The sequence below is a fragment of the Halovulum sp. GXIMD14794 genome, assembly GCF_054457455.1.
This window is the reverse complement of record NZ_JBTLNF010000006.1, coordinates 369,244-395,388: the sequence shown is the minus strand read 5'-3', so window position 1 is coordinate 395,388 and position 26,145 is coordinate 369,244. Positions and strand designations below refer to the sequence as shown.

The 26,145-nt window shown below is 67.7% G+C and carries 25 protein-coding genes and 2 pseudogenes; 12 read left to right on the top strand and 15 right to left on the bottom strand.

Annotated elements, in window-relative coordinates:
• Positions 1–386 precede the first annotated feature (386 nt).
• Positions 387–1,535, bottom strand: a complete 1,149-nt coding sequence (locus tag ACW9UR_RS16665) for a lytic murein transglycosylase (protein WP_458918180.1) — start codon at positions 1,533–1,535, stop codon at positions 387–389.
• Positions 1,536–1,788: 253 nt separating this feature from the next.
• On the opposite strand from ACW9UR_RS16665, the gene ACW9UR_RS16660 reads away from it, so the two are divergent.
• On the top strand, positions 1,789–2,928 hold the full coding sequence (locus tag ACW9UR_RS16660) for a hypothetical protein (RefSeq protein WP_458918179.1): 1,140 nt from the start codon (positions 1,789–1,791) through the stop codon (positions 2,926–2,928).
• 3 nt (positions 2,929–2,931) lie between these two features.
• Here the strand turns inward: ACW9UR_RS16660 and ACW9UR_RS16655 are convergent, their stop codons facing one another.
• The 4 genes from ACW9UR_RS16655 to ACW9UR_RS16640 form a co-directional block, all read right to left on the bottom strand.
• Entirely contained in the window at positions 2,932–3,729 is a 798-nt protein-coding gene (locus ACW9UR_RS16655) for a trypsin-like serine peptidase (RefSeq protein ID WP_458918178.1), read from the bottom strand.
• Positions 3,730–3,795: 66 nt separating this feature from the next.
• Positions 3,796–4,041 (bottom strand): acyl carrier protein, encoded by a 246-nt coding sequence (locus ACW9UR_RS16650; protein WP_458918177.1) that lies wholly within the window; start codon positions 4,039–4,041, stop codon positions 3,796–3,798.
• A 124-nt stretch (positions 4,042–4,165) separates the two neighbouring features.
• Entirely contained in the window at positions 4,166–4,867 is a 702-nt protein-coding gene (locus tag ACW9UR_RS16645; protein WP_458918176.1) for a GntR family transcriptional regulator, read from the bottom strand.
• The gene (locus tag ACW9UR_RS16640) at positions 4,864–6,225 is read right to left on the bottom strand and encodes a formimidoylglutamate deiminase (RefSeq protein ID WP_458918175.1); all 1,362 of its coding nucleotides are present in this window, start codon (positions 6,223–6,225) and stop codon (positions 4,864–4,866) included. Before ACW9UR_RS16640 ends, ACW9UR_RS16645 begins: the two co-directional genes overlap by 4 nt.
• A gap of 69 nt (positions 6,226–6,294) precedes the next feature.
• Between ACW9UR_RS16640 and hutI the strand changes: the two genes are divergently transcribed.
• Genes hutI through ACW9UR_RS16605 form a run of 7 tightly spaced genes read left to right on the top strand, consistent with a single transcriptional unit; the run spans position 6,295 to position 14,681 of the window.
• Entirely contained in the window at positions 6,295–7,488 is a 1,194-nt protein-coding gene (gene hutI, locus ACW9UR_RS16635; protein ID WP_458918174.1) for an imidazolonepropionase, read from the top strand.
• Positions 7,485–9,014: a histidine ammonia-lyase gene (hutH, locus tag ACW9UR_RS16630; RefSeq protein ID WP_458918173.1), complete on the top strand. Its 1,530-nt coding sequence runs from the start codon at positions 7,485–7,487 to the stop codon at positions 9,012–9,014. The genes hutI and hutH overlap by 4 nt, the downstream gene beginning before the upstream one ends.
• Entirely contained in the window at positions 9,011–9,811 is an 801-nt protein-coding gene (hutG, locus tag ACW9UR_RS16625; RefSeq protein WP_458918172.1) for an N-formylglutamate deformylase, read from the top strand. The genes hutH and hutG overlap by 4 nt, the downstream gene beginning before the upstream one ends.
• Positions 9,805–11,472, top strand: coding sequence for a urocanate hydratase (gene hutU, locus ACW9UR_RS16620; RefSeq protein ID WP_458918281.1), 1,668 nt, complete (start codon positions 9,805–9,807; stop codon positions 11,470–11,472). Before hutG ends, hutU begins: the two co-directional genes overlap by 7 nt.
• Positions 11,473–11,499: 27 nt before the next feature.
• On the top strand, positions 11,500–12,585 hold the full coding sequence (locus ACW9UR_RS16615) for a TRAP transporter substrate-binding protein (protein ID WP_458918171.1): 1,086 nt from the start codon (positions 11,500–11,502) through the stop codon (positions 12,583–12,585).
• A 51-nt stretch (positions 12,586–12,636) separates the two neighbouring features.
• Positions 12,637–13,134: a TRAP transporter small permease subunit gene (locus ACW9UR_RS16610; protein WP_458918170.1), complete on the top strand. Its 498-nt coding sequence runs from the start codon at positions 12,637–12,639 to the stop codon at positions 13,132–13,134.
• Positions 13,131–14,681: a TRAP transporter large permease gene (locus ACW9UR_RS16605; RefSeq protein WP_458918169.1), complete on the top strand. Its 1,551-nt coding sequence runs from the start codon at positions 13,131–13,133 to the stop codon at positions 14,679–14,681. Before ACW9UR_RS16610 ends, ACW9UR_RS16605 begins: the two co-directional genes overlap by 4 nt.
• Before the next feature lie 6 nt (positions 14,682–14,687).
• Here ACW9UR_RS16605 and ACW9UR_RS16600 read toward each other — a convergent pair whose 3' ends face one another.
• The 4 genes and pseudogenes from ACW9UR_RS16600 to ACW9UR_RS16585 form a co-directional block, all read right to left on the bottom strand.
• Positions 14,688–15,422 carry an amino acid ABC transporter ATP-binding protein gene (locus tag ACW9UR_RS16600; RefSeq protein ID WP_458918168.1) on the bottom strand — a complete coding sequence of 245 codons (735 nt, stop codon included), beginning with the start codon at positions 15,420–15,422 and terminating at the stop codon, positions 14,688–14,690.
• Entirely contained in the window at positions 15,419–16,093 is a 675-nt protein-coding gene (locus tag ACW9UR_RS16595) for an amino acid ABC transporter permease (protein WP_458918167.1), read from the bottom strand. The genes ACW9UR_RS16600 and ACW9UR_RS16595 overlap by 4 nt, the downstream gene beginning before the upstream one ends.
• A gap of 8 nt (positions 16,094–16,101) precedes the next feature.
• The gene (locus ACW9UR_RS16590; protein ID WP_458918166.1) at positions 16,102–16,860 is read right to left on the bottom strand and encodes an amino acid ABC transporter substrate-binding protein; all 759 of its coding nucleotides are present in this window, start codon (positions 16,858–16,860) and stop codon (positions 16,102–16,104) included.
• Positions 16,861–17,096: 236 nt separating this feature from the next.
• Positions 17,097–17,276, bottom strand: a pseudogene (locus tag ACW9UR_RS16585) (hypothetical protein); the annotation flags it as partial.
• A gap of 303 nt (positions 17,277–17,579) precedes the next feature.
• On the opposite strand from ACW9UR_RS16585, the gene ACW9UR_RS16580 reads away from it, so the two are divergent.
• The 3 genes from ACW9UR_RS16580 (at position 17,580) to ACW9UR_RS16570 (ending at position 20,707) form a co-directional block, all read left to right on the top strand.
• The gene (locus tag ACW9UR_RS16580; RefSeq protein WP_458918165.1) at positions 17,580–18,305 is read left to right on the top strand and encodes a FadR/GntR family transcriptional regulator; all 726 of its coding nucleotides are present in this window, start codon (positions 17,580–17,582) and stop codon (positions 18,303–18,305) included.
• Positions 18,306–18,353: 48 nt separating this feature from the next.
• Complete coding sequence (locus ACW9UR_RS16575; protein ID WP_458918164.1) at positions 18,354–19,532, top strand: mandelate racemase/muconate lactonizing enzyme family protein; 1,179 nt, start codon at positions 18,354–18,356, stop codon at positions 19,530–19,532.
• Between the two features lie 155 nt (positions 19,533–19,687).
• Positions 19,688–20,707: a DUF6492 family protein gene (locus ACW9UR_RS16570; RefSeq protein WP_458918163.1), complete on the top strand. Its 1,020-nt coding sequence runs from the start codon at positions 19,688–19,690 to the stop codon at positions 20,705–20,707.
• Here the strand turns inward: ACW9UR_RS16570 and ACW9UR_RS16565 are convergent.
• Entirely contained in the window at positions 20,704–21,468 is a 765-nt protein-coding gene (locus tag ACW9UR_RS16565) for an inositol monophosphatase family protein (RefSeq protein WP_458918162.1), read from the bottom strand. The two genes, ACW9UR_RS16570 and ACW9UR_RS16565, sit on opposite strands and share 4 nt — an antisense overlap.
• The gene (locus ACW9UR_RS16560; protein ID WP_458918161.1) at positions 21,465–21,935 is read right to left on the bottom strand and encodes a substrate-binding domain-containing protein; all 471 of its coding nucleotides are present in this window, start codon (positions 21,933–21,935) and stop codon (positions 21,465–21,467) included. The genes ACW9UR_RS16565 and ACW9UR_RS16560 overlap by 4 nt, the downstream gene beginning before the upstream one ends.
• A gap of 14 nt (positions 21,936–21,949) precedes the next feature.
• Here ACW9UR_RS16560 and ACW9UR_RS16555 point away from each other — a divergent pair.
• Positions 21,950–22,540: pseudogene (locus tag ACW9UR_RS16555) on the top strand (aldehyde dehydrogenase family protein).
• Here ACW9UR_RS16555 and ACW9UR_RS16550 read toward each other — a convergent pair.
• The 4 genes from ACW9UR_RS16550 to ACW9UR_RS16535 form a co-directional block, all read right to left on the bottom strand.
• Positions 22,465–23,118 (bottom strand): protein-methionine-sulfoxide reductase heme-binding subunit MsrQ, encoded by a 654-nt coding sequence (locus ACW9UR_RS16550; protein WP_458918160.1) that lies wholly within the window; start codon positions 23,116–23,118, stop codon positions 22,465–22,467. The pseudogene ACW9UR_RS16555 and the gene ACW9UR_RS16550 sit on opposite strands and share 76 nt — an antisense overlap.
• Positions 23,119–23,259: 141 nt before the next feature.
• Positions 23,260–24,006 carry an ABC transporter permease gene (locus ACW9UR_RS16545; protein WP_458918159.1) on the bottom strand — a complete coding sequence of 249 codons (747 nt, stop codon included), beginning with the start codon at positions 24,004–24,006 and terminating at the stop codon, positions 23,260–23,262.
• On the bottom strand, positions 24,003–24,938 hold the full coding sequence (locus ACW9UR_RS16540; protein ID WP_458918158.1) for an ABC transporter ATP-binding protein: 936 nt from the start codon (positions 24,936–24,938) through the stop codon (positions 24,003–24,005). The genes ACW9UR_RS16545 and ACW9UR_RS16540 overlap by 4 nt, the downstream gene beginning before the upstream one ends.
• Positions 24,935–26,134, bottom strand: coding sequence for an ABC transporter permease (locus ACW9UR_RS16535; RefSeq protein WP_458918157.1), 1,200 nt, complete (start codon positions 26,132–26,134; stop codon positions 24,935–24,937). The genes ACW9UR_RS16540 and ACW9UR_RS16535 overlap by 4 nt, the downstream gene beginning before the upstream one ends.
• Positions 26,135–26,145: the final 11 nt, after the last annotated feature.

Here is a 26,145-nt window from a genome sequence, read left to right as displayed (position 1 = left end):
AACCTAAGCCGCTAGTTAGGCAAATTACGCGAATGGACAGACTCCCGGTGTAGGCTGATCCTTGTGGATCATGTTCGCGACCTCGACCCCATCTAGCGTGGCGCAGGCCGTCGCAGATGACTTGAACACAAGCATTGGTCGAATGCGCGTCGTGATGCTCCGATGTTCTGGCTTGATCAATTTGGTCAGACACTTGGCCCGGACGATCTCGATCCGGACCGGTTCACCGAACCGCTTCAGCACCGTGTTGATGTCCCTCGTTGCCGCCGGTTCCGTAAACGACGGTATCGCCGGTGCTACGCAGGGAAGAGTTGCGAGAAAGCCCTTATGCGCGGCGTTTCGCCCGGGAGAGTACCCCCGGGCAGATATTCTTCCGGAAGCGACGCTCAGTTCAGCCGGCGCAGTAGGTCGAGCGAGGGCTCTCCGGTCGTGGGCAGGCCCTGGCTGGCCTGAAAAGCGGCGATTGCCTCGCGCGTGTTGGGGCCGATGACCCCGTCTGCGCCGCCTGTGTCGAAGCCGCGCGCCGTCAGACCGCGTTGCAGTGCGATCCGGTCGGCCTTGGTCATGCCGTTCTTATCGGGCGGGAAGCTGCCGCGCAGGGGCGGGCCACCGGCGATCCTGTCGGCCAGAAGGCCGACGCCGAGCGCGTAGGAATCCGAGTTGTTGTAGCGCTTGATGACGCGGAAGTTCGACGTAGTGGCAAAACGCGGCCCGCCTGCCTGGGGCTGAATCACCCCACCCTGGGCCGGGCCGTAGCCGAGCTCGTTGCCCCACGAAAGACCCGTCCGCCAGCCGTTGCGCGCGAGGTACTGGGCGGTCGAGGCCAGCGCGTCGCTCGGGTCGTTGGACCAGACGTCGCGGCGGCCGTCGCCGGTGAAGTCTACCGCGAAGGCAAGGTAGGATGTCGGGATGAACTGCGTGTGCCCCATCGCGCCCGCCCAGCTGCCGGTCATGGCCTGGGGCGCGACCTCGCCCGCCCGCAAGATCTTCAGCGCGGCGATCAACTGGTCTTCGAAGAACTTGCCGCGCCTGCCGTCATAGGCCAGCGTCGAGGTCGCAGACACGACCGGGACATTGCCACGGCGTTCGCCGTAGAAACTTTCGACGCCCCAGATCGCGGTGACGACGGAGGCATCGACGCCGTAGGCGCGCTCGATGGCCTCGAGGGTCGAGCGGTGCCGGGCGTAAGCTGCGCGGCCCTTGGCGACGCGCTCGTCCGAGACGGTGATCGACAGGTAGTCTTCCAGCGTCCGGCTGAACTCGGCCTGGTTGCGGTCGCGCGAGACGACGCCTGGAAGGTAGCCGGTGCCGCGGAAAGCCGATGCCAGTAGCTCGTCCGAGAAGCCCTGGCTGCTGGCGCGGGACCGGAAGGCCGCGACCCAGCCTTCGTAGCCCGAATTGGGCACCGGGCGCAGGTCGTCCGGAAGATCCGTCGAACGCCGGGAGCCGCCGCTGCCGGAGGGGCTCGATCCGGCGCATCCGGCCAAACCGAAGGCCGCCAGGCCGGCGGAGAAATGTCGCCTGTTCAGGAGCAAGGTGAAACCTTCAAGCAAGCCACGCGATGAAATCGAAACCGGAGAGAGCCGCCGGTTGCGGGCATGATGGCAGTCTGCCCGAGAAAACCCAAGGGGAAGGGCGTTTCTCGGGGGCAATCGGCGCCAGACCAGTCGAAAAGCACTATGTGCGAAGACCCGCATCGGCCTCGGGTCGCCTGACATCGGCCGGGGCTTGATGTACTCCGAAGCCGTACCTCTCGTATAACGGACCGGAGGGCGGCTGGAGAGCAGCATGGCGGAGATCGAGCGGGGTATCCCGCGCATACTGAAGGCGGAGATCGCCGCGGCGCGGATCGAAGGCATCCTGCTGGCTGATCCGGCGCTGGCTCGTCACTGGCGTACCGGGCAGATCTTCGTCGAGGCGGCGGCCTCGGTCGGGATGGAGGACATCCGCCTGTCCGAGGCCGCGATCATGATGCGCCTGACCTCGAACCGGACCCAGGACATCGATGCGCGCGGGGCGGAGCAGGGGCGGCGGTTGATCTCGGTCATGGCGCGGCCGCCATTGCTGGCCACCGATCCCGAGGCGGGCATGCGTCGTATCGAGGCAGCGGCGTCCCCGGTCGGGCAGCGCACACCTTTCGAGGACCGGTTGGAAAGCGACGAATATGCCGGACTGGTCGCGCGGGCGCTGGCGCTGGAGGAAACCCCGGTCATCGCCGGTCTGAGAGCCGCGGCGGAATATGCGCTGCGCTCGCGCCGGACCGCGCCGGCGGCCGAACGGCTGCTGTTCATGGCGGTCGAGAGCGAGGCCCGCGCCCGGTCGCGCGGGGTCAAGGCTGCGGCGGCGCGCTGGGACGGGCCGGACCTGCTGACCCCGGCCGAGGCGCACTGGATCGCCGCGCCCTCGGCCGCTCTGACCTACGGGCGCTACCAGATCTGGTCGCCGATCAGCGGCGTGGCCACGCTGGTCGAGGCGGTGGCGGCGCAGCTGACCCGCGAGTTGGGACAGCTGGGCACGCTGCGGCACGAGCTGTCCAAGCTGGATGCGGCGGCGGCGGCGGCGCGGGGCCGCTCGCGCATGGCCGATTTCGTGGAGTTCGTGAAACGGCAGCCGATCCTGACTTCGGCACAGGTGATGGCGGATCTCGGTGTCACTCGGGCGACCGCCTTGGGACTAATCGCCGCGCTGGAGGGGCAGGGGAGCCTGGTGAATTTCACCGCCCGCCGCTCGGCCCGCTTCTGGGCCACGCCAACGCTGGCCGCGCGGCTCCGGCACGGGCCGGGCCGTCCGGCGAAGCGCGCTACAGCGGAAAAGCTGGACGATCCGCGCAGCCGGGAGGACGAGGAGGCGCGGCTCGCTGAGGTCTTCGATGAGCTCGAGGCGGCGATGCGGGGAGTAGATGACGCGCTGCGACGGTCTCCGGAGTAGGCGTCAGTCGCCGGTCATCGTGGTCAGCGTCTCGGCGATGGTGGTAGTCGGAACAGCGATGCTGCGGAGACCAGAGGCGTTCGGGGCGACCGCCGAGAGCAGCCCCGCGAGGTGGAGCGTGTCATCCTTCCGGACGAAAAGCGGCCCGCCGCTATCGCCCATCATAGCGGCGCAACCTGTCACGATCACGCCTGCCGTCTGGCCGGGAGCCGCCCCGCAATCCTCGGCGATGGACAGGACGTGCGGGCGCAGCCCGGCGTAACCGGCAAGCGACATTGGGCCGGGCGCGGGGTCCAGCACCGCGACGCCGGTTTCGCGCCCGATCGGATTTTCGAGGACGAGCAGGGCCCAATCCTGCGCTGGCTCGTTCCGCCAATCGCGGCTCTGCGCATCGAGGCCGGGGGCAAGCACGTAGCGCGCGACCGGGGAGACGGCGACGCTCGCGCCGCGTTGATAACCGGCCGCGAAGCGCAGCGCCCGCGGCGCGATCCAGTGTGCGCGCGCCTCGTTGTAGAGGCAATGGGCCGCGGTCAGCACAACCCGCTCGGCGACCATAGTGCCGGTGCAATGGCTGCGCATCTCGACCCCGGCGAAGTTGACGCGGCCGATCATCCGCCAGGGAGCTGCCGAGGCGTCGACGATGCGGCGGTCCCGGATTGCCGCGCAGCCTTGCCCGGCGGCCTCTCCGGCGGCGCAGAGGTTGTTGCGCGCAGGCGTATAGATGTCCGTCCGCGGAGCCTGTGCCGCGAGGGGCGCGGACAGGGTCAGTGCCGCTAAAAGGGTGGCGAGCAGTCGTTGCATTCGGATCCCAGCCGATCGGGTGGCGCCGCTGGCTGGCTATGCCGCGACCGGCAGGGGTTCAACAGGTCACGCCGCGTGTGCGGTTTCATGCCGAACGAAGCCGGCGAGATCGCCGATGGTGAATATCTGTTCCATCGCGTCGTCCGGAAACTCGATCCCGAACGTATCTTCGATTCCCATCATCACCTCGATCGCGTCGAGGCTGTCGATGCCGAGGTCGAAGGTAAAATGCGTGCCGAGACCAAGGGTTTCGGGGGCGCAATGCAGCGCGCGCGATACGGTTTCGAGAACGCGTGTGGTGAAGTCGGACATCTGGTCTCCCCTCCAGCTGCTACCGAGCGAAACCAGCCTAGCGTGAGGAGAGACATTGTGGAAATGGAATGTTTGGTTCGGTGCCACGGCCTTGCCGCGGGTGCGAAGGAATCACCGGGCCAGGCTATTGCTGGGTGCGGATCCGGTGGCCGGGCGCGAAGCTCATGTCGACCTGGGTGATCGGCTTGTCGCCCAGCCAGGTGCGGCGGCGATGGACGATCAGCGCATCGCCGGGGCGGGCGTTCAGTGCCTCACCCCGTGCGCCGGACGCCGGGACGGCCGAGAATTCGGACTCGGCGCGGGTGAAAGGCAGGTGGCGGACCAGCCATTCGTTGGCGCTGAGCGCCTCGAAGCTTTCGTCGCGCGCCTCGGGGACGGTGCCGAGGTCGATCCAGCGATCTTCGAGCGCGTAAGGCGCGCCACCCGCCTCGTGCAGCGAGACGACGTGCAGGAAGGGCTCGCCCTCGGCCGCGCCCAGCGAGGCGGCGACGGTTTCGGGGGCGGCGCGCTGCTGCCGTTCGAGCAGGCGGTAGCCGTAGTCTGCGCCGCGCTCGGCGATTTCGGTTCGGATCAGGGGGATTTCGATGGTGGCCCTGCCGACCGGCTGGCGGGCGATGCGGGTGCCGCCCTTTCGGCGGCGGTCGAGCAGGCCGTCGTCGGAAAGCGAGCGCAGCGCGCGGTTCACCGTCGCCCTCGCGCAGCCGAGTTCTGCGGCAAGATCGACCTCGTTCGGGATCGGGTCGCCGGGCAGCCAGATCTTCTCGGCGATGCGGCGCAGCACCTCTTCGCGAACCGACTGCCAGCCGTGCGCGGGGCGGTCGCTCACAACGTATCCCTCAGGCCCTTCACCGCCGCGCGGTAGCGGTCTGTGATCGCGTCGTGCGCGACGTGTCGGCCGCCCTTGACCATGTGCCGGCCCGCGGCCCAGACATCGGCGACGGCATCGCCCGAGGCGAAGGTGAAGCTGTCGAGCAGCAGGTCGCCGCTGAGGCCTTCGAGGTCGGGGGCCGACGTGTCGAGGGCCAGCAGGTCGGCCCAATGGCCCGGCGCGATGGCGCCGCTGTGCCGCCCGGCCGAGGCCGCACCGCCTTCGGTCACCGCCTCGAACAGCCGCCGCCCGGTGGAGCGGTCCGCCGTGGCCAGCGCGGCGCGGGAGTTGTCGCGCAAGCGCTGCGACAGGTCGAGCGTGCGCAGTTCTTCGGACAGCGAGATACGGATGTTGCTGTCCGAGCCGACCGCAATCCGCCCGCCGTGCGCAAGGTAGCGCACGCCGTCGAAGATACCGTCGCCCAGTGAGGATTCGGTGATCGGGCACAGACCGGCCACCGCGCCCGTCGCCGCGAGCGCCGCGGTCTCGTCCGGGGTCATCTGCGTCACGTGGATCACGCACCAGCGCTCGTCCAGCAGTCCGTTATCCAGCATGAACTCCACCGGGCGCCTGCCGTAGGCGGCGAGGATTTCGTCCACCTCTCCAGGCTGTTCGGCAAGGTGCATATGAACCGGACCTTCGGGAATGAGTTTCGCTGTCTCGGCCAAGGTCTCGGGGGCTACCGCGCGCAGGCTGTGCGGCGCGACACCGAGCCCGGCGTCAGCGGGCAGGCTGGCCAGCGCGGCGCGGCTGCCCTCGACCAGCCGGGCGAAGCGCTCGGGGTCGTTGCCGAACCGGGCCTGGCCTTGCGTCAGCGGGCGCCCGTCGCAGCCGCCGAACTGGTAGTGCACCGGCAGCAGCGTCAGGCCGATGCCCGTGGTGGCCGAGGCGGCGGCGATCCGCTCGGCCATCTCGGCGAGGTTGGCATAGGGCACGCCCTCGGGCGCGTGGTGCAGGTAGTGGAACTCGACATTGGTGCCGTAGCCCGCCTCGAGCATCTCCATCTGCACGAAAGCGGCGATAGCCTCGACCTGGTCCGGATCGAGCCGGTCGAGGAAGCGGAACATCAGCCGCCTCCAGGTCCAGAAGCTGTCGCGGGGATCGGGGCCACGCCGCTCGGTCAGGCCCGCCATCGCACGCTGGAAGGCGTGGCTGTGGCAGTTCACCGGCGCAGGAAGCAGGCAATCGACGCGCTGCCCCTGCGCCGGCTGGCCGGCGGCGACATCGCGGATTTTTCCATCCTCCCCAAGGGTTACAAGGACGCTGTCCTTCCATCCCTCCGGTGTCAGTGCGGTTTTTGCCCAGAGCGTCGTCATCGAACCACCTTGACTTATTATGTATGCACATATTACCAAAACGGTGTGCCGAGACAAGAGGGACCCGCCATGATTCTGTGGAACACGACGGTCGCGACGGTGACGCCCGAGGGCGGTTATGGCCTGATCGAGGGCGCCGCGATCGCGCTGGACGGCGACCGGATCGCCTGGGTCGGTGCCCTTGAGGAACTCCCTGCCGAATTTGCCGACACGCCCCGGACCGATCTGGGCGGGCGGCTGACGACCCCGGCGCTGATCGACTGTCACACCCATATTGTGCATGGCGGCAACCGCGCCCGGGAGTTCGAGATGCGGCTTCAGGGCGCCAGCTATGAAGAGGTCGCGCGGGCGGGCGGGGGCATTGTCTCGACCGTCACGGCGACGCGCGAGGCCGGCGTCGAAGCGCTGGTCGAAGGCGCGCTGCCCCGTGTCGATGCGCTGATCGCCGAGGGCGTGAGCCATATCGAGATCAAGTCGGGCTATGGGCTGGACCGGGACACCGAGCTTGCGATGCTGCGCGCCGCACGGCAGGTGGCCGAGCGTCGTCCGGTGCGCGTCAGCACGACCTTCCTTGGTGCGCATGCGGTACCCGCCAACTACAAGGACCGCGCCGACGTTTATATCGACGAGGTCTGTATCCCCGCGCTGCGCGCCGCCCATGCCGAGGGACTGGTCGATGCCGTCGACGGGTTCTGCGAGGGGATCGCCTTCACGCCGACGCAGATCGAGCGCGTCTTCAAGGTCGCAGCCGAGCTTGGCCTGCCGGTTAAATTGCATGCCGAGCAGCTGTCCTGGCTGGGCGGCACTCTGCTTGCGGCGCGCTATGGCGCGCTGTCTGTCGATCATATCGAATATGCAAATGAGGCGGATGCCCGCGCGATGGCCGAGGCGGGTTCCGTCGCCGTGCTGCTTCCGGGGGCGTTCTATACCCTGCACGAAACGCAGAAGCCGCCGGTTGCCGCGCTGCGGGCCGAGGGCGTGCCGATCGCGCTGGCAACCGACTGCAATCCCGGCTCGTCTCCGTTGGCCTCGCTATTGCTGACCATGAACATGGGCTGCACCCTGTTCGCGCTGACGCCCGAGGAGGCCTTGGCCGGGGTGACGCGCCACGCCGCGCGGGCGCTGGGGCTGGACGATGCCGGGTTCATCGCGCCGGGCGCGCGGGCCGACCTTGCGGTCTGGGACGTGGAGCATCCGTCCGAGCTGGCCTATCGCATCGGCTTCAACCCGCTGAACCGCCGCATCTTCGGGGGCCATGCATGACCGTCACCCTGCAACCGGGCGAGACCGGCCTTGCCGCGCTCGAGGCGATCTGGCGCGAGGCCCTGCCGGTGCGCCTTGCCCCCGAGGCGCGGGCGGCGGTGGACCGCGCGGCGGCGCTGGTGCGCGATGCCGCGCAGGGCGAGACCGCCGTCTACGGCGTGAACACGGGCTTCGGCAAGCTGGCCTCGGTCAAGATCCCCCCGGCTAGGACCGAGACCCTGCAACGCAACCTGATCCTGTCGCATTGCTGCGGCGTGGGCGAGGCGCTGGATGCGCCGACCACCCGGCTGATGATGGCGCTGAAGCTGCTGTCGTTGGGGCGCGGCGCCTCGGGCGTGCGGTGGGAGATCTGCGCGCAGATCGAGGCGATGCTGGCGGCGGGCGTGGTCCCGGTGATCCCGGCGCAGGGTTCGGTCGGCGCGTCGGGCGATCTGGCGCCGCTGGCGCATCTGGCCGCCGCGATGATCGGCGAGGGCAGGGCGGTTTTCGACGGCGAGGACCTGCCGGGCGGCGAGGCGCTGGCCCGCGCCGGGCTGACGCCGGTGGTGCTGGGCCCCAAAGAGGGGCTGGCGCTTATCAACGGCACGCAGTTTTCCACGGCCTGCGCGCTGGCGGGTCTGTTTGACGCTTGGCGCAACATGACGGCGGCGGTCGTCACCTCGGCCCTGTCGACGGACGCAATCATGGGTTCGACCGCGCCGCTGCACCCGGCGATCCACAGTTTGCGCGGCCATCCCGGGCAGATCGGCATTGCCGCCGCCATGCACGACCTTATGGCGGGCAGCCAGATCCGCGACAGCCACCGCGACGGCGACAGCCGTGTGCAGGACCCGTATTGCATCCGCTGCCAGCCACAGGTGACCGGCGCCGCGCTGGATCTGCTGCGCTTCGCCGCCCGCACGCTGGAGATCGAGGCCAACGCCGTCACCGACAACCCGCTGGTCATCACGGACGATGGCAGCATTGTCTCGGGCGGCAATTTCCATGCCGAGCCGGTGGCCTTCGCCGCCGACCAGATCGCGCTGGCCCTGTCCGAGATCGGCGCCATCGCGCAGCGCCGCGTTGCGTTGATGGTCGACCCGACGCTGTCCTTCGACCTGCCGCCGTTCCTGACGCCGGAGCCGGGTTTGAACTCGGGGCTGATGATCGCCGAGGTGACAACCGCCGCGCTGATGAGCGAGAACAAGCACCTGGCGAACCCGTGTTCGACCGACAGCACGCCGACCTCGGCCAACCAGGAGGATCACGTCAGCATGGCCGCCCATGCCGCGCGCCGGCTGGAGCGGATGAACCGGAACCTGAACGTGATCCTCGGGGTCGAGCTGCTGTGCGCCGCACAGGGGGTAGAGTTCCGTGCGCCGCTGAAGACCTCGGGCAAGTTGCAGACGGCTGTTGCCAAGCTTCGCGCCACGGTCCCGGCGCTGGCCGAGGATCGCTACATGGCGGGGGATATCGACGCCGCCGCCGGGCTGGTGCGCTCGGGCGCGCTGGCCGCCGCCGCCGAGTTGCTGGAGATCGGTCGATGACCCCCGTCGAGATCGTCCGGGGCGACAGCCCCGTCATCCTTGGCCTGCCGCACACCGGTACTTTCGTGCCCGAGGACATGCGCACCCGCCTGAACGACCGGGGGCGGGAACTGGCCGATACCGACTGGCATATCGACCGGCTGTATGACGGGCTGCTGGAGGGCGCGACCACGGTGCGCGCAACCTTCCACCGATACGTGATCGACGCGAACCGCGATCCGTCGGGCGAGAGCCTTTACCCCGGGCAGAACACCACCGGGCTGGTGCCTCTGATCGACTTCGACGGGCAGGACATCTGGGACGTACCGCCCGAGGCGGACGAGGTCGCCGAGCGTGCGAAGGCGTACCACGCGCCCTATCACGCCGCCCTGCGCGCCGAGATCGAGCGGGTGCGGGCGAAACATGGCGTCGCGATCCTCTACGACTGCCACTCGATCCGCTCGCTGATCCCGTTCCTGTTCGACGGCAAGCTGCCCGACTTCAACATCGGCACCAACAACGGCGCGACCTGCGCATCCGCGATCGAGCAGGCCGTGGCTGCGATCTGCGGCGGGGCCGAGGGATACACCTCGGTCAGCAACGGGCGGTTCCGGGGCGGCTGGACGACACGGCACTATGGGCAGCCCGAAACTGGCGTTCACGCGATCCAGATGGAGTTGGCGCAGTCCACCTATCTGGCCGCCGAGGCCGCGCCCTGGACCTATGACCCCGAGGCGGCGGCGCGCCTGCGCACGCATCTTGCCGCCATTCTGACCAAGCTGGCTGATCTGGCCCCGACCCTGAGAGGCACATCATGAACACCCGCCACAATACCCGCGACGTCTATCCCGCAACCGGCACCGAGATCACCGCCAAAAGCTGGCTGACCGAAGCGCCGATGCGGATGCTGATGAACAACCTGCATCCCGACGTGGCCGAGAACCCGCACGAGCTGGTGGTCTATGGCGGCATCGGCCGCGCCGCCCGCACCTGGGAGGATTTCGACCGGATCGTGGAGTCGCTGAAGACGCTCGAGGACGACGAGACGCTGCTGGTGCAATCGGGCAAGCCGGTCGGCGTGTTCCGGACCCATGCGAACGCGCCGCGCGTACTGATCGCGAACTCGAACCTTGTGCCGCATTGGGCGACCTGGGAGCATTTCAACGAGCTCGACCGCAAAGGGCTGGCGATGTACGGCCAGATGACCGCCGGCTCGTGGATCTACATCGGCAGCCAGGGCATCGTTCAGGGCACCTATGAAACCTTCATGGAGGCGGGCCGCCAGCACTATGGCGGCGACCTGAAGGGCAAGTGGATCCTGACCGCCGGTCTGGGCGGCATGGGCGGCGCGCAGCCGCTGGCCGCGGTGATGGCTGGGGCCTGCTGCCTGGCCGTCGAGTGCGACGAGACCCGCGCCGACTTCCGCCTGCGCACCCGCTATGTCGACGAGAAGACCCACTCGCTGGACGAGGCGCTGGAGATGATCCGCCGCTGGACCGAGGCGGGCGAGGCCAAGTCGGTCGCGCTGATCGGCAATGCGGCGGATGTCTATCCGGAACTGGTCAAGCGCGGCGTGCGGCCCGACATCGTGACCGACCAGACCAGCGCGCACGACCCGGTGCACGGCTATCTGCCGCAAGGCTGGACCGTTGCCGAATGGCGGGCAAAGCAGGAAAGCGCGCCGGCCGAGGTCGAGAAGGCCGCCCGCGCCTCGATGAAAGTGCATGTCGCGGCGATGGTGGATTTCCACAACGCGGGCATCCCGACCGTCGACTATGGCAACAATATCCGGCAGGTCGCGCTGGATGAGGGGCTCGAGGACGCCTTCGCCTTCCCCGGTTTCGTGCCTGCCTATATCCGCCCGCTGTTCTGCCGGGGTATCGGCCCGTTCCGATGGGCGGCGCTGTCGGGCGATCCCGAGGATATCTACAAGACCGACGCCAAGGTGAAGGAGCTGGTGAACGATCCGCACCTGCACAACTGGCTGGACATGGCGCGAGAGCGGATCTCGTTCCAGGGCCTGCCCGCGCGGATCTGCTGGGTGGGCCTTGGCCTGCGGCACAAGCTGGGCCTGGCGTTCAACGAGATGGTCCGCACGGGCGAATTGTCCGCGCCGGTGGTGATCGGCCGCGATCACCTCGACAGCGGCTCGGTCGCCAGCCCGAACCGCGAGACCGAGGCCATGCGCGATGGCTCGGACGCGGTGTCCGACTGGCCGCTGCTGAACGCGCTTCTGAACACCGCCAGCGGCGCGACCTGGGTCAGCCTGCACCACGGCGGCGGTGTCGGTATGGGCTACAGCCAGCATTCGGGCATGGTGATCTGTTGCGACGGTACCGCAGAGGCCGACGAACGGCTGTCGCGGGTGCTTTGGAACGACCCTGCCACTGGTGTCATGCGCCATGCCGATGCAGGCTATGACATTGCCATCGACTGTGCCCGGGAGCACGGACTTAACCTCCCGGCAATACTCGGATAATCAGACCACCAACATGGAGAACCGATCATGAAGAGACGCGACTTTATCGCCGCAGGCGCCGTGGGCGCCGCCTCGACCGCGCTGGCCGCGCCGGCCATCGCGCAGGACGTGATGAAGTGGAAGATGGTCACCGCCTGGCCGAAGAACCTGCCCGGACCGGGTGTCGCCGCGCAGATGCTGGCGGACCGGATCACCACGCTGTCGGGTGGCCGGATCGAGGTGCAGCTGTTCGCCGCCGGTGAACTGGTGCCGGGGCCGGGCGTGTTCGACGCGGTCTCCGAAGGTACGGCGGAACTGTACCACGCCGTTCCCGCCTACTGGGGTTCGAAGTCCAAAGGCATCCTGCTGTTCGGCTCGCAGCCGTTCGGCCTGCGCGCGGACGAGCAGTTCGGCTGGCTGGCGCACGGCGGCGGGCAGGAGCTTTACGACGAGATGTACGCCCGTTTCGGCCTGAAGCCGTTCCTCTGCGGCAACTCGGGTCCGCAGATGGCCGGCTGGTTCCGGGACGAGATCACCTCGGCCGAGGATCTCAAGGGCATGAAGTTCCGCACCACCGGTCTTGCGTCGGAAATGGCGTCCAAGATGGGCATGGCGGCACAGGCCATGGGCGGCGGTGACATGTTCCAGGCGCTGCAGACCGGCGCGCTGGACGCGGGCGAGTTCATCGGCCCTTGGACCGACTCGGCGCTCGGCTTCTACCAGGTGGCCAAGAACTACTACTGGCCCGGCGTGGGAGAGCCGTCCTCGGCTGAGGAATGCGCGGTCAACGCCGAGGTCTACAACAACCTGCCCGACGATCTGAAGCAGGCCGTCGCGATGGCCTGCCAGAGCCTCTACAACCCGGTCTGGACCGAGTACACGACGAAGCACGCGCAGTCGCTGAAGGTGCTGGTCGAGGAGCACGGCGTGCAGGTCAAGAAGCTGCCCGACGACGTGATCGCCGCCATGGGCACCGCCGCCGAAGAGGTGATCGACGAGCTGCGCCAGGACGAGGACGAGCTGGTCCAGCGCATCGTCGAGAGCTTCCTCGGCTACCGCGACTCGGTGGGTCGGTACATGACCTATGCCGACAACGGCCAGATGAATGCCCGGGCGGCGGTCCTGGGCTACTGATCAAATGCCCGGCGCGGCTAGGCCGCGCCGGGCTTGTTCCCCGAGGTGCGCATGGAACGACTGGCCGATGCCCTAGACGGCATCAACCGCGGCATCGCCCGCGGCGTCCGCTGGCTCGTGGTGGCGATGGTGCTGATCCAGTTCGCCATCGTGATCGGGCGCTATGTCTTCGGGGTGAACTCGATCGCGGTGCAGGAGAGCGTGCTCTACCTGCATGCCGCCTTCTTCATGCTTGCGGGTGGGTACACACTGCTGGTGGACAAGCATGTGCGTGTCGACGTGTTCTACGCGCACCTGTCACCGCAAGCGAAGCGGCGTATCGACATCTTCGGGCACCTGTTTCTGCTGCTGCCGTCAATGTTGGCGCTACTCTACTGGTCGTGGCCGTCGGTACGGAACTCGTGGAAAATCCTCGAAGGGCCGATGTCGGTCGGCGGGATCGAGGCGGTCTACCTGATGAAATCGCTGATCCCGGCGTTCTGCGTGCTGGTGATGCTGCAATCTGTCGCCATCCTGATCCGCCTTCTTCGCAGCCGCGGGACGTCATGACCGAATACCTCGACATCATCATGTTCGCCGCGCTGATGGCGGGCATCCTGCTGGGCTTCCCGGTGGCGTTCACCATCGCGGGCGTCGCGGTGATCTTCGGGTATCTCGGCTGGGCGCTGGGGGCGATGGACATTTCGCTGATGGGCGCACTGGGGCAGCGGGCCTTCGGCCTCCTGAGCAACCAGGTGCTGATCGCGATCCCCCTGTTCGTGGTCATGGGCGCGGTGCTGGAGAAAAGCCGTATCGCCGAGGACCTGCTGGACACGATGGGCCGGTTGTTCGGGCAGCTGCGCGGTGGCCTTGGCATTTCGGTGGTGCTGGTCGGCGCTTTGCTGGCGGCCTCGACCGGCATCGTCGGGGCGACGGTGGTGGCGATGGGGATGATCGCGCTGCCGTCGATGTTGCGCGCCGGCTATGACGCGCGCGTGGCGTCGGGCATCGTCTGTACGGCGGGCACGCTGGGCCAGATCATCCCGCCCTCGACACTGCTGATCATCCTGTCGGACGTCATGTCCAATGCCTACCAGCAGGCGCAATACGAGCAGGGCAAATTCTCGGTCGAGACGATCTCGGTCGGGCAGGTCTTTGCCGCCGCCATCGTTCCGGGGCTGCTGCTGGTGGTGCTTTATATCCTCTACATTCTGCTGCGCGGTCTGATCCGCCCGGCAGACATGCCGCCCGTGGCTGAGGGTGGCGCGCGGGTGCCGCTGTCCGAGGTGGCCTCGGCGATCCTGCCGCCGGTGATCCTGATCTTCGCGGTGCTGGGCGCGATCCTGGGCGGCGTCGCCACGCCGACCGAGGCCGCCGCCGTGGGCGCCATCGGCGCGCTGCTGATGGCTGCGCTGCGGCTTGGCGCGAACCGGCGGTTCATCCTGGCCGGGGCGGTTGCTTTCGGTGTGCTGGCCGTGGCGGCGGGCGTCTTCCCGGTGCGCCTGCAGCGCAGCGATCTTGACATGGTGCAGATGGTCGCGGGCGGGCTCTACGTGGTGCTGGCCGCCGTGGGCGGCATCGCGGTGCTGCTGGCGCTTCGCAACGTGATCGTGCGAAAGGTGATCCAGGACGCGCTCGAGTCGACAATGACGATGACGGCGATGATCTTCGCCACCATCCTTGCCGCCAGTTTCTTCTCGCTGGTGTTCATCGGCCTCGGCGGAGAGGAGCGCGTGGCGCATATCCTCGAGTCGATGCCGGGCGGACCGACCGGCGCGCTGGTCTTCAGCATGCTGCTGATCTTCGGCCTAGGGTTCTTCCTTGATTTTGTCGAGATCGCGGTGATCGTGCTGCCGCTGGTCACGCCCGCGCTGATCCTGATGGGGCATGATCCGATCTGGTTGGGCGTGCTGATCGCGATCAACCTGCAGACCAGCTTCCTGACGCCGCCGTTCGGCTTCTCGCTGTTCTACCTGCGGGGGGCCGCGCCGCCCGAGGTGCGGACCGGCCAGATCTATGCCGGAGTGGTTCCGTTCATCGCGATCCAGATCCTCGCCGTTCTGCTGGTCTGGAACCTGCCGTGGCTGGCGACCTGGCTGCCGGACGTCGCCTTCTGAACTCGATCAGGCGCCGACCCGGCGCAGGAAACGTTTCAGGCGTTCGTCCTTCGGCGCGCCGAGCACCTGTTCAGGCGGGCCGCTTTCGACGATCTTGCCGCCGTCCATGAAGATAATCCGGTCGGCGATCTCGCGGGCGAACTGCATCTCGTGGGTGACGATCAGCATGGTCTGGCGCTGCGCGGCGACACGGCGCATCAGGTCCAGCACCTCGCCGACCCATTCCGGGTCGAGCGCCGAGGTCGGCTCGTCGAAGAGCATGAGTTCGGCCCCGAGCGCCATCGCGCGGCCGATGCCGACGCGCTGCTGCTGACCGCCCGACAGCGCCGACGGATAGCTGCCCGCCTTGTCCGAAAGCCCGACCTCGGCCAGCGTGTCGAGCGCGATGCGCTCGGCCTCGGCGCGGGGGTGTTTCTGGACCGTGACCAGCGCCTCCATGATGTTCTCCTTCGCGGTCTTGTTGGCGAAGAGCGCGTAGTTCTGGAACACGAAGGCAGTGCGGCGGCGCAGAGCCAGGACCTCGGCCCGGCTGGCCTTGGCCACGTCGACCGACAGATCGCCGATGGCGATTCGCCCGGCCTGCGGGCGGTCGAGGAAGTTGAGGCTGCGCAGGAACGTCGACTTGCCGGTGCCCGAGGGGCCGATCACGACGACGCGTTCGCCCTCGGCAATGCTGAGGTCGATGCCGTCCAGCACCGGCGCGCGGTCGAAGCGCTTGGTCAGTCCGCTGATCTCGATCATCGTTCGTATGCCTTGTTCAGCCGGGTTTCGAGCCGCTTCTGCCCCTGGTTCAGCGCTTCGACGATGAACCAGTAGATCACCGCGACGACCAGGAACGCCTCGAAATAGAGAAAGCTTCCGGCGGCCTCTTTCTGTGCGGCGCCCATCATCTCGGTCACGCCGAGGGTGAAGGCCAGCGAAGTGCCCTTGATCATGTCGATGAAGTAGTTGACCAGCGTCGGCGCGGCGATCCGCGTGGCCTGCGGCAGCACGACCCGGCGCATCATCTGCGACTGGGTCATTCCGACGGACCGGGCGGCCTCCCACTGGCTGCGGTCTACGCCCTCGATCGCGGCGCGGATGCTCTCGGCCATGTAGGCCGCGAAGTGCAGCGTGAGCCCCATGATCGCGGCGGTGACACCGTCGATCTTGCTGAGGAACGACAGGACCTGCGGCAGCCCGTAGTAGAACAGGAACAGCTGCACCAGTAGCGGTGTGCCGCGGAAGAAGCTGATGAAGCCGACCACCAGCCAGTCGAGCACCGGCACCCGGAACACCCGCTCCACCGCCAGCAGCGAGGCGAGGATCAGCGCGAGCACCATCGCCGCCACCGCCATGAACAGCGTCAGCGGCACGTAGCCCAGGATCACGGGCACCAGCCCCAGCATGTAGTCGAGGTCGAGCGCCCGCATGGCCTACCTCATTCCGCCGAGGTGATGTCGCTGTCGAACCACTTCTGCGAGATGTCGGCCAGCGTGCCGTTCTCGCGCAGGGTGGTCAGGGCGGCGTCCACGCGGTCGCGCATCGCGGTGCCCGCGTCGTCGCTGCGGAAGGGCAGGGCGTTGCGGATTTCCGAGAACGGCGCGCCGGCCAGTTCCAGCGGCAGCGGGCTTTCCTTGATCAGCTGCGCCGAGGACACCCGGTCCATCACGAAGGCGTCGACGCGGCCGAGCGCGGTGTCCTGCGCGATGTTGGATTCGTAGGTCTTGATGGTGATCTCGTCCGCGTTAGGCAGCTCGCGCAGCAGCTGCTCGAAGTTAGATCCGAGGTTCACGGCGACGGTGCGCCCGCTCAGATCCTCGACGCCCGAGATCTCGTCATTGCCCTCGCGGGTCACGACCTGCGCGCCGTCGATGACATAGGGCTGGGTGAAGACGAACTTCGCCTCGCGCTCGGGGGTGACGGTGATCTGGTTGGCGATCGTGTCGATCCGCCCGGCGTCGAGCGCGCCGACCAGCCCCGAGAAGGACATGGTCACGAACTCGACCTCGAGCCCGGCTTCCTCGCCGACGGCGTTCATCACGTCGACCTCGAAGCCCTGCAGCCTGTCCTGCTGGACGAAGGTGAAGGGGAAATAGCCGCCGGACATGCCGACGCGCAGCGTGTCGGTCTCCTGGGCGGTGGAGGCGCCGGCCAGCGACAGTGCAAGCGCGGCGGCGGTGGCGATAGTCCTGAGCATCGGGTCACTCCTCTTGGGTCAGGGTCAGGACCTGTTGCGCTGCAGCGCGGGTTTCAACACATGCGCCAAATCAGGAACGCCTGCCGCCTCACGGGCCGCGAAGGCGAACGATCGGCTCCATCCGTCAGGGAAGGCGAACGCCTGTTCTGCTGCAGGGTTCCATGGCGGGACAGGCGTTTGCGCGGGGTGCATGCAGAGTTCTCAACCCCGCCATGCGCGCGCGGAATAGGGAGCTGTCAGGCCGGCGGGCGGCCCGGGGTGAGCCCTGTCACACGCGCAACGATGCCAGCCGCGTCGATGCCGTGGTGCCGGTAGAGATCGCCGATGGTGCCGGTCTGGCCGAAATGCTCGACGCCCAGTGCGAGGGTGCGATGACCGGCGACCGCGCCCAGCCAGGACAGGGTTGCCGGGCGGCGGTGCGTGACCTGGAGGAGTTCGAGCGGTTCCTTACCGGCCGCCTGACGAGGATCGTTTGCGTGGCCTCGCTGGAATCCTCGATCCCGATCCGGCGGGTGAAGAACATGCCGGGGCGGCTGCGGTAGAGAAGGGCCCGGGCAATCTGCGGCGCGTCCTCCCTGATCGTGCGGGCTTCGCCGGTGCCGCTTCAGATTGGGACGGCAGGTCCTGAACGACTCGCTGAACCGCAACTCCAGAATCACTTATTGTCTTACAAATTTTGAGATGATGTAATATACTTATGACTCTGGAGGTTACCCGTCGTGGCGCGAGAGCAAGCTCACATCTCTTTCCAGCCGGGCCTGCGCCTGGAAGAGCAGATCTATTACGACCTGCTCGGGCGGATTCAGTCGGGAGCTTATCCACAGGGCAGCAGACTGCCAACAGAAAAGGACTTTTCTGAAGAGTTCGGAGTATCCCGCCCGGTGGTCCGCTCGGCGCTCGCGCGGCTGCGGGAGGCGGGGCTGGTGGTTTCACGGCGCGGCGCCGGCAGTTTCGTCGAGGGGACAGGGATAGACCACTCACACGGGTTCAAGAGCCTGACCAGCATCGAAGATATAATGCAGTATTACAAATTCAGGCATCTGCTCGAGGTCGAGACCGCCGCCGAGGCCGCGCGCAAGTGTACCGCCCCGCAGGCCAGAGAGCTTGACGAGTTGCAGGCCCGTATGGACAGGGATATCGACGCGGGGCAAGCGACGATCGAGAGCGACATCCTGTTTCACGCCGCGATCGCGCGAATATCCGGAAACCGGTTCATCACCGAAAGCCTCGAACTCCTGCAGCCGCACATGCGCTTCGTTGCGCGGTTTCTGCGCAGCCTGACACCGGATGGCTACGCCGCTGCCAAACAGCATCTGCAGGCCGAGCACCAGGCGGTGATCGACGCACTGCGTGCCAATGACCCGGACGCGGCGCGCCGGGCGATGCGGGACCATATCCATTCCTCAGAAGTGCGGATTTTCAAGGGGGCCGACAATGACGTCTGAAAGCAGAGCTCAGGAGCGTTCCCTGTCGGGGAACTTGGAGAATGCGGCATGAAGATCGTCGGACTGCGCAGCTTCATGACCCGGGATCGGGACCGGCCCCGGGTGCTGGTCGCCATCGACACCGACGAGGGCATCACCGGATGGGGCGAGTGCTACAACCACGGACCGGACAAGGCGCTGCCGCCGTTGCTCGACTACCTCTACCTGCAGATCGAGGGCGAGGACCCGACCCGGATCGAGCGGCTGATCCTCAAGCTGCTCCAGCAATCGCGCTTTCCTCCGGGGGCGCTGGGGCTGGCGGCGATCTCGGCGATCGATCATGCGCTCTGGGACATTTCGGCCAAGGCCTTGGGGGTGCCGGTCTACCGGCTGCTGGGCGGCCATGTCCGCGACCGGGTGCGGGTCTACCTCGGCGTCTACACCGCGCCGGAGCCCGAAGATGTGCGCGACCATTGCGCCGCCATGCAGGAGCAGTACGGGCTGACCGCGTTCAAGCTGTCGCCCTATCGCATCGACATACACGCCAATCCCTGGGGCAAGGTGCTGGGCGCGACCTCGGACTGGGTCGAGAAGATCGTGGAGCTTTGCCCGGACCACGAGTTCGCTTTCGACGCCCATGCCAAGCTGTTCGAGCCTTGGCAGGCGGCGCAGCTGGGCAACGCGCTGGCGCCGTTCCATCCGCTCTTCTACGAAGAGCCGATGCGCCCCGAGAACATCGAGGCATGGGGGCCGCTCAAGGCGCAATTGAACGTGCCGCTGGCGACGGGTGAGAGCCTGTATTCGCGGTTCGAGTTCACCCGGCTGCTCGACTGCGGTGGTGCGGACATCATCCAGCCGGACATCTGCGCAATCGGTGGTCTGCTGGAGATGCGCAAGATCGCCGCCATCGCCGAGGCGCGCTATGTCACCGTGGCCCCGCACAACCCGATGGGCCCGCTGGCGACGGCGGTGAACCTGCATTTTTGCGCCGCGCAGCCGAACTTCAAGATCTTGGAGTACCGTCTGCCGATGGGGGCCGCCTATCACGGCGACGGCATGAGCCAGGATGGCGACCGGACCGAGTACGTTCGGGATCCCTATCTGCCGGTGGATGGCCACCTCGAATTGCGCCCGGACCGCCCGGGCTGGGGGGTCGAGATCGACGAGGATTACCTCAAGACCGACCGTTACATCCATTGGGAGCGCAAACTACCCGTGCGCCCCGACGGGTCCACCGCTTATGTTTAAGCGCTGAATGACGGCGTGGACTGCTATACTGCCTTGCGGAGCACGCGGCGGGGCTCACCGCGGGGCTGAGTGGAACCTCGTACCGGGTCGTGCGTTGTCTCGGGCGCCGGCGTACGGCGGGCGGGTCCGTGTGCAGGTTGTGGGGCATCCCTGGATTGGCAGCACTACTCGAAATCGTGACGGTCGCTTTCGGCGACGAACTCGCCTTCCTGCGGTTGCAGGCGCGATCCCTTGACCGCTTTTTCGACACGCATGGCCTGGGGCGCATCATTGTCGTCGTGAACGACCGCCGTGAACGGGAGACGCTTGAGGCGTTCAGGGCGATGCGCGCGGAATATGGACGCCTCGCCGATCGGGTGGACATCGTCACACCGGAGAGCCTGCTGAACGCGCCGCGCTCGCTGCGCTACCGGATTGAGCGCCATTGGGTCTCCGAGGTTCGCGGCCGCTGGAAGGCCCATGCAGGGTGGGCCGGAAACCACGGCTGGCGGATGCAGCAGGCGTTCAAGCTGCTGGCGGCGAACCGGGCCACGGCTGACAATATCCTGATCCTCGACGCGAAGAACCACTTTGTCCGGAAGACCGGGGCGCCCGATTTCCTGACCGAGGACGGCGTGCCCCGGACCGCCCTCGTGGCACCGTCAGGCAAGTTCGCGACCTGGGCCGAGCATTCGTTTCGGCTGTTGCAGCCCGGCCATCGCGGCGCGTTGGACCGGATCCCTCGCTCGGTCACACCGTTCGTTGTGCGGCGCAGCCTGCTGCTTGACTTGGTGGCGCATCTCGAAGGGCGGTTCGGGCCCGTCGACTGCTTCTTCGCGCGGCGCAATCGGCGTACGACCGAGTTCATGCTGATCTTCGCCTTCGCCGAGCTTTTCCGCGGTGGCTGGCTGGCCGTCGCGCGCGAGGGCCTGCCGCAGGCGCGGACGATCTTCCGGTCCACGCCCGAGCAGGCGGCAGTCGCGTTCGCTCGGGAAGCCGCGGAAACCGGCGCCGGTGGAGCTACAGAGGACTCGCCGATCTTCTCGATACACCGGAGCCGGCTCAGCGGCGCTTCCGCAGCCCTGCGCACGGCGGTTGTGGAACTCTGGCTGCACTGCGAGCTGATCGCTTCGCCCGCCGAGGGGCATGCCCTGTTCGAACCGATAGGCGAAGGCCGCGCCCCGACCGGCAGCTAGCCGGTCAGCACGGCAGCAAGCGGGTGGTCGGCAGCGCAGATCGCCAAAGTCGGGCCGGGCTTGTCGAGCATCTCGGCCAGCGGCGGCGTCGTGACCGAACCGCCCGCGCCGCGCACCAGCGCGATCCCGGCGGCGGCGTCCCAGATGTTGAGATAGTGCTCGTAGTAGGCCTCTGACCAGCCGGCGGCGACGCCCAGCAGGCCGATGGTCGCGGCACCGACGCGGCGGTATTCCGAGCCCGCGCCGACGACACTGGTCAGCATGTCGGTGTGCCAGTCGAAGGGCGCGCGGCGCGACCAGCCGACCTGCACCATCGACTGTGCCAGGTCGGTGCGGGTCGAGACCTTCATCGGCTGGCCGTTCAGCGTTGCGGTCTCGCCGTCGGACACCGCCATCGCGTCGAGGTCGGGGGCGAAGATCACGCCCATCCGCACCTCGGTCTCGTCGGCCCAGCCGATCGACACCGCCCATTCGGGCATGCCGCGCATGAAATTCGTGGTGCCGTCGATCGGGTCGATGATCCAGAGCCGCTCGCGCGGGCCGTCGAAGCCGCCTTCCTCGCCCAGAATGCCGTCCTCGGGAAAGGCCTCGGCGATGCGCTTGCGCACAAGGTCCTCGACCGCGCGGTCGGCGGCGGTGACAAAATCCTGGTGCCCCTTCATGTCGACGGTCAGGCCCGGATCGCGGCGCATCTGCCGGGCGAGCGACCCGGCCTCGCGGGCAATGTCGGTGGCAAGGGTCAGGCGGGCTGAAATCGTCATGTGTCTGGTCCGTTCCGGGTGGTGCCGCGGGGCACGGCGGTCAATGTCTGATTGCGCAGCGTGAAGGGCGCGTCGGGATGGTCGAGCCGGGCCCGCATGGCCGAGACCGCCAGCGCAACCTGTTCCGGCACGTCCTGGCGGATGGTCGAAAGATCATAGGCGCCCCACCCGGCCTGCTCGATGTCGTCGAAACCGACGACCTGCATGGTTTCGGGCACCGGGACGCGCTTGTCCAGCCGCAACCCGTCCAGCGCTCCGCAGGCGATCAGGTCGGTGGCGGCGAAAAGCCCGTCGCAGCGGGACAGCCGGTCCCAGTCGCGGGTGATCGCGGCACGCCCGTCGGCATAGCCTTGCCGGGGGATGGCGATTATCTCGAACGGCAGGCCGGCAGCGAGGGCGGCATCGCGGAAGGCCAGTACCCTGCCCGCGACGGTGTAGGTGCGGTCGTCCGACAAGAGCGCGGCCATCCGGCGTGCGTACAATGGCGTCGCGGGCCCCGGGGCACGAGATCGGCGCACGCAACAAGACGCCGAACACGCTCGAACTGGGCGGGAAAAGCCCGACGCTGGTCATGGCGGACGCGGATCTGATCAAGACGGTGCCTCTGGCGGCCCGCTTGATCTTCATGTTCGCGGGGCAGGCCTGCATCGGCACCAGCCGGTTCTATGTCGAGCGGCCGATCCACGATGAATTCGTGAACCGCTTCGCCATGATCGCCTAGAACGTCGGCATGGGGGATCTGCGCGATCCGAACACGGTCATCGCACCCATCATACCAGAGCAGCCTCGGGCCCGTGTTCGTGAGCACATCGCCGTCGCCGAGGGCGCGACCGTCGTCACCGGCGGCGCATGGCAGGGCAACCACCGCCAGCCCACGCTGCTGACCGGCGTCACCGAGGAGATGACCGTCTGCCGGACCGAGACCTTCGGCCCGGTCACCGCGATCTACCCGATCGGCACCTACGAAGAAGGACTCGAGAAAGCCAATGACACCGACTACGGCCTGTCCTCGGCGATCTTCACCAAGGACATCGACCGCGCCTTCCACTTAGCGCGCTGCCTCCGGCGCTGAGTGTTCGAGCGGAAGCGGTAGAGTTCGAGCAGCCCGAGCGGAATGAAGTGCACGAGCGCCGGCGCCAGGCCGCCCCAGTCGTGCAGCGCCGCCCAGTGCAGAAGCGTCAGCACCGCAGCGCCGTAGACGAAGCGTTGCAGCGTCTTCCAGCGCGTGCCCAGTTTGCGCACCCAGCCGTCGGTCGACGTCACCGCGAGCGGCACGAAAATCAGGAAGGCCAACCAGCCAGTCCAGATGTAGAGCTGCGAAAGCTCGGCGCTAGTGAACGCCAGCGCGCCCTCGTCGATCAGGTAGAGAACCGTGTGCAGCGCCGCATAGCCGAAAGCCGCGACGCCAAGGTAGCGGCGGCGCCTCATCAGCCAGCGCGGGCCGCGCCAGCCTTTCAGCATCAACATTAGTGGCGTGATCATCATGGCAATGATCATGAACCGCGTGGCGAACTCGCCGGTCGGGTGCAGCAGTTCGTGGATGGTTTCCGGGTCGCCGGAGGCAAGCCCGGCGACCATCGGGATCGCGGGAAGGCTGAGCAGCGCCCAGAATGTGTAGGGGTGGTTAAGGAACGATCTTGCCAGGGACATGGTCGATGCTCCGGATCTTTCTTGCGGTGCGCAGGATCTGCCCGCGGGTGGGCGCACCTCTAGGTATCGCCGCGAGGGGTGATCCGGTATTCGGCAATCTCGGAAGAAATAGTTCCGCGAAACGGAACAATGACCGTGGCATCACGCAGCGCGTGCGGTTCCCATGCGCCGCGACAAGCCCGCTTCGAGCCGGACCAGCGCGTCATGAATCAGCACGGCGAACAGGCCCACGATCAGCCCGCCCTGAAGCACGAAGGCAGTGTTGTTCGTGAGCAGCCCGGCAATGATTACCTCGCCCAGCGTGCGCGCCGCTACGGTCGAGCCGATCGTCGCCGTGCCGAGTGCGATCACCACCGACAGCCGGATGCCCGTCAGGATCACCGGAAGCGCCAGTGGCAGTTCCACCTGGAGCAGGCGCTGCCGGCGGGACAGGCCGATGCCGCGCGCCGCCTCCATCGTCGTGGGGGGCAGGGTGGAGAGCGCGGTGACGGCGTTCTCGAAGATCGGCAGCATGCCATAGAGGAAAAGCGCGACCAGCGTCGGGCCGGTGCCGAATCCCAGCACCGGGACTGCCAGCGCCAGCACGGCGACGGGTGGAAAGGTCTGCCCCATGTTGGTCATGGTGCGCGAGAGCGGCCGGAACGCCGCGCCCTCGGGCCGCGTCACGAGGATCGCCAGCGTCACCGCCACCAGCGTGGCTGCGCCCGAGGCCAGTGCAACGATGCCGAGGTGGCTCAGCGAAAGCGACAGCAGCGAGGCACGCTCGTATATCACCGGCCCGCCCTGCGGCGCGAACGGCGCAAATATGGGCACGAACCACGACGGGCGCAGCACCAGCGCCAGCAGCAGCGTGATCAGCGCCCCGCGTAGCAGCGCTCCCCGGCTCATCCGTGGCACCGTGCCCGGCCTCGGATCGCATCCAGCGTCACGCGGCCGACCCGCACGCCGTTCTCCTCGACCGGCAGCGCGTCGCGCCCGGTCCAGAGGCAGGCGGACAGCGCGTCGCGCAGGCTGGTCTGCGAGGTCACGGCCGCGCCCTCGGCCGGGCCGTCCTGGATCACGTCGGAGACGGGGAACAGCGAAAGCAGGCGCAGCGGGCGCTCGACGCCGCCGACCATCTCGGCCACGAAGCCGGTCGCCGGATTGCTTATGATCTCAGCCGGGGTGCCATGCTGCACCAACTGCCCGGAATCCATCACGGCGACCCGGTCGCCAAGCTGAATAGCCTCTTCCATATCGTGGGTGACGATCAGGATCGTCGAGCCGAGTGCGTGCTGGATCCGGCGCAGATCCTCCTGAGCGCGGGCTCGGATGATCGGGTCGAGCGCACCGAACGGCTCGTCCATCAGCAGCAGGTCCGGCCGCGAGGCCAGCGCCCGTGCCACGCCGACGCGCTGCTGCTGGCCGCCGGATAGCTCGGCGGGGTAGCGGTCCCGGAATTCCGACGGGGGCATCGAGAACAGCTCCAGAAGCTCGTCCACCCGCGCGCGGATCCTCTCCTCCGGCCAGCCCAGAAGGCGTGGCACAGCGGCGATGTTGCGCGCGACACTGTGGTGCGGGAACAGGCCGTGGCCCTGGATCGCATAACCGATGCGTCGCCGCAGGACATGTTTCTGTAGCCCCGTCGTGGGCTCGCCGTTGATCCGCACTTCGCCTGAACTCGGCTCGACCAGCCGGTTGATCATCCGCAAGAGGGTCGTCTTGCCGGAACCCGAAGTTCCGACGATTGCGGTGATCGTTCCGGTGCCGACGGTCATCGACACTGCGTCAACTACCGCGCGTCCGTCGTAGAGCTTGGTGATCCGGTCGATCTCGATCATGTGGGCCTCCGGCGGGTCGGCCTGGCCAGCTCGACAAGCATGTCCATGACCAGCGCGGCTATCAGCGCCAGCGCCACGGTTGGCAGTGCGCCCAGCAGGATCAGGTCGGTAGCCGTCTGGTTGAGCCCCTGGAAAACGAAGGTGCCGAAGCCGCCGCCGCCGATCAGCGCCGCGATCACTGCGAGCCCGATGTTCTGTACGAGCACGATGCGCAGCCCCGCGAGGATTACCGGCAGCCCGAGGGGCAGTTCTACCCGCAGCAGGCGCTGCGAGGCGGTCATGCCCATGCCGCGCGCCGCCTCGAGCGTAGTGGGCGGCGTGGTCTCGAGGCCTGCCACGGTATTCGAGACCACCGGCAACAGTGAGTACAGCACCAGTGCCAGGAACGCGGGGGCGAAGCCGATGCCGGCAATGCCGATGGCCTGCGCGCCGGGAAGCGTGTCGCCGACCCAGCCGAGGATCGGGATCATGATGCCAAACATGGCCAGCGAGGGGATCGTCTGCAGGAAGCTGAGCACCGGCAGCAGGGTCTCGCGCAGACGCGGGCGGCGGTGGCACATCACGCCCAGCGGAAAGCCGATCGCCGCCGCCACGCCGAGGGAGCCGAAGGCAAGGCCAAGGTGACGCCAGAGCGCGTCACGAAACGCATCCTTGCGGCTAGAGTATTCCTGCAGAATCGACAGGTCAGACAGCGCGTCCCATTGCAGCACCAGCGCTGCGCCTGCCAGCACTAACGCCAGCAGTCCGGCGCGGGCCAGCGGTCCGGGTGCCAGGTTCGAGAGCGCGTCGGCCATCAGCAGGGCGAACACCACCAGCAAGCACCAGAACCCGGTCCCGGGCGAGACGCGCGCGAACTCGCCCGCATCCTCCAGCAACGCGGCGGCGCCCATTCCCAGCAGCCAGACCAGTCCGGCCAGTCCGAGCGCCGCGCCCACCAGCTGAAGCCGGGGACGGTTGGCGGGCAGGCCCATCAGCAACCCGGTGCACAGCGCGGCGAGGCCCGGCAGGACCGCACCCGGAGCGCCCATGCCCCAGGCCGGGACCCCCTCGCCCGCGACGATGCGGTTCGCGGCGAGGGTCATGAACGGTGCCGCAAGCGCCGCCAGCCCCAGCACCGCAAACAGCACCCCCGGCGCCGAGAGGGTGGGGGCGTTTTGCTGAGGTATCGCCCCGGCGGGGGCGTTCGGGCTGGTCATTCCGCTGACGA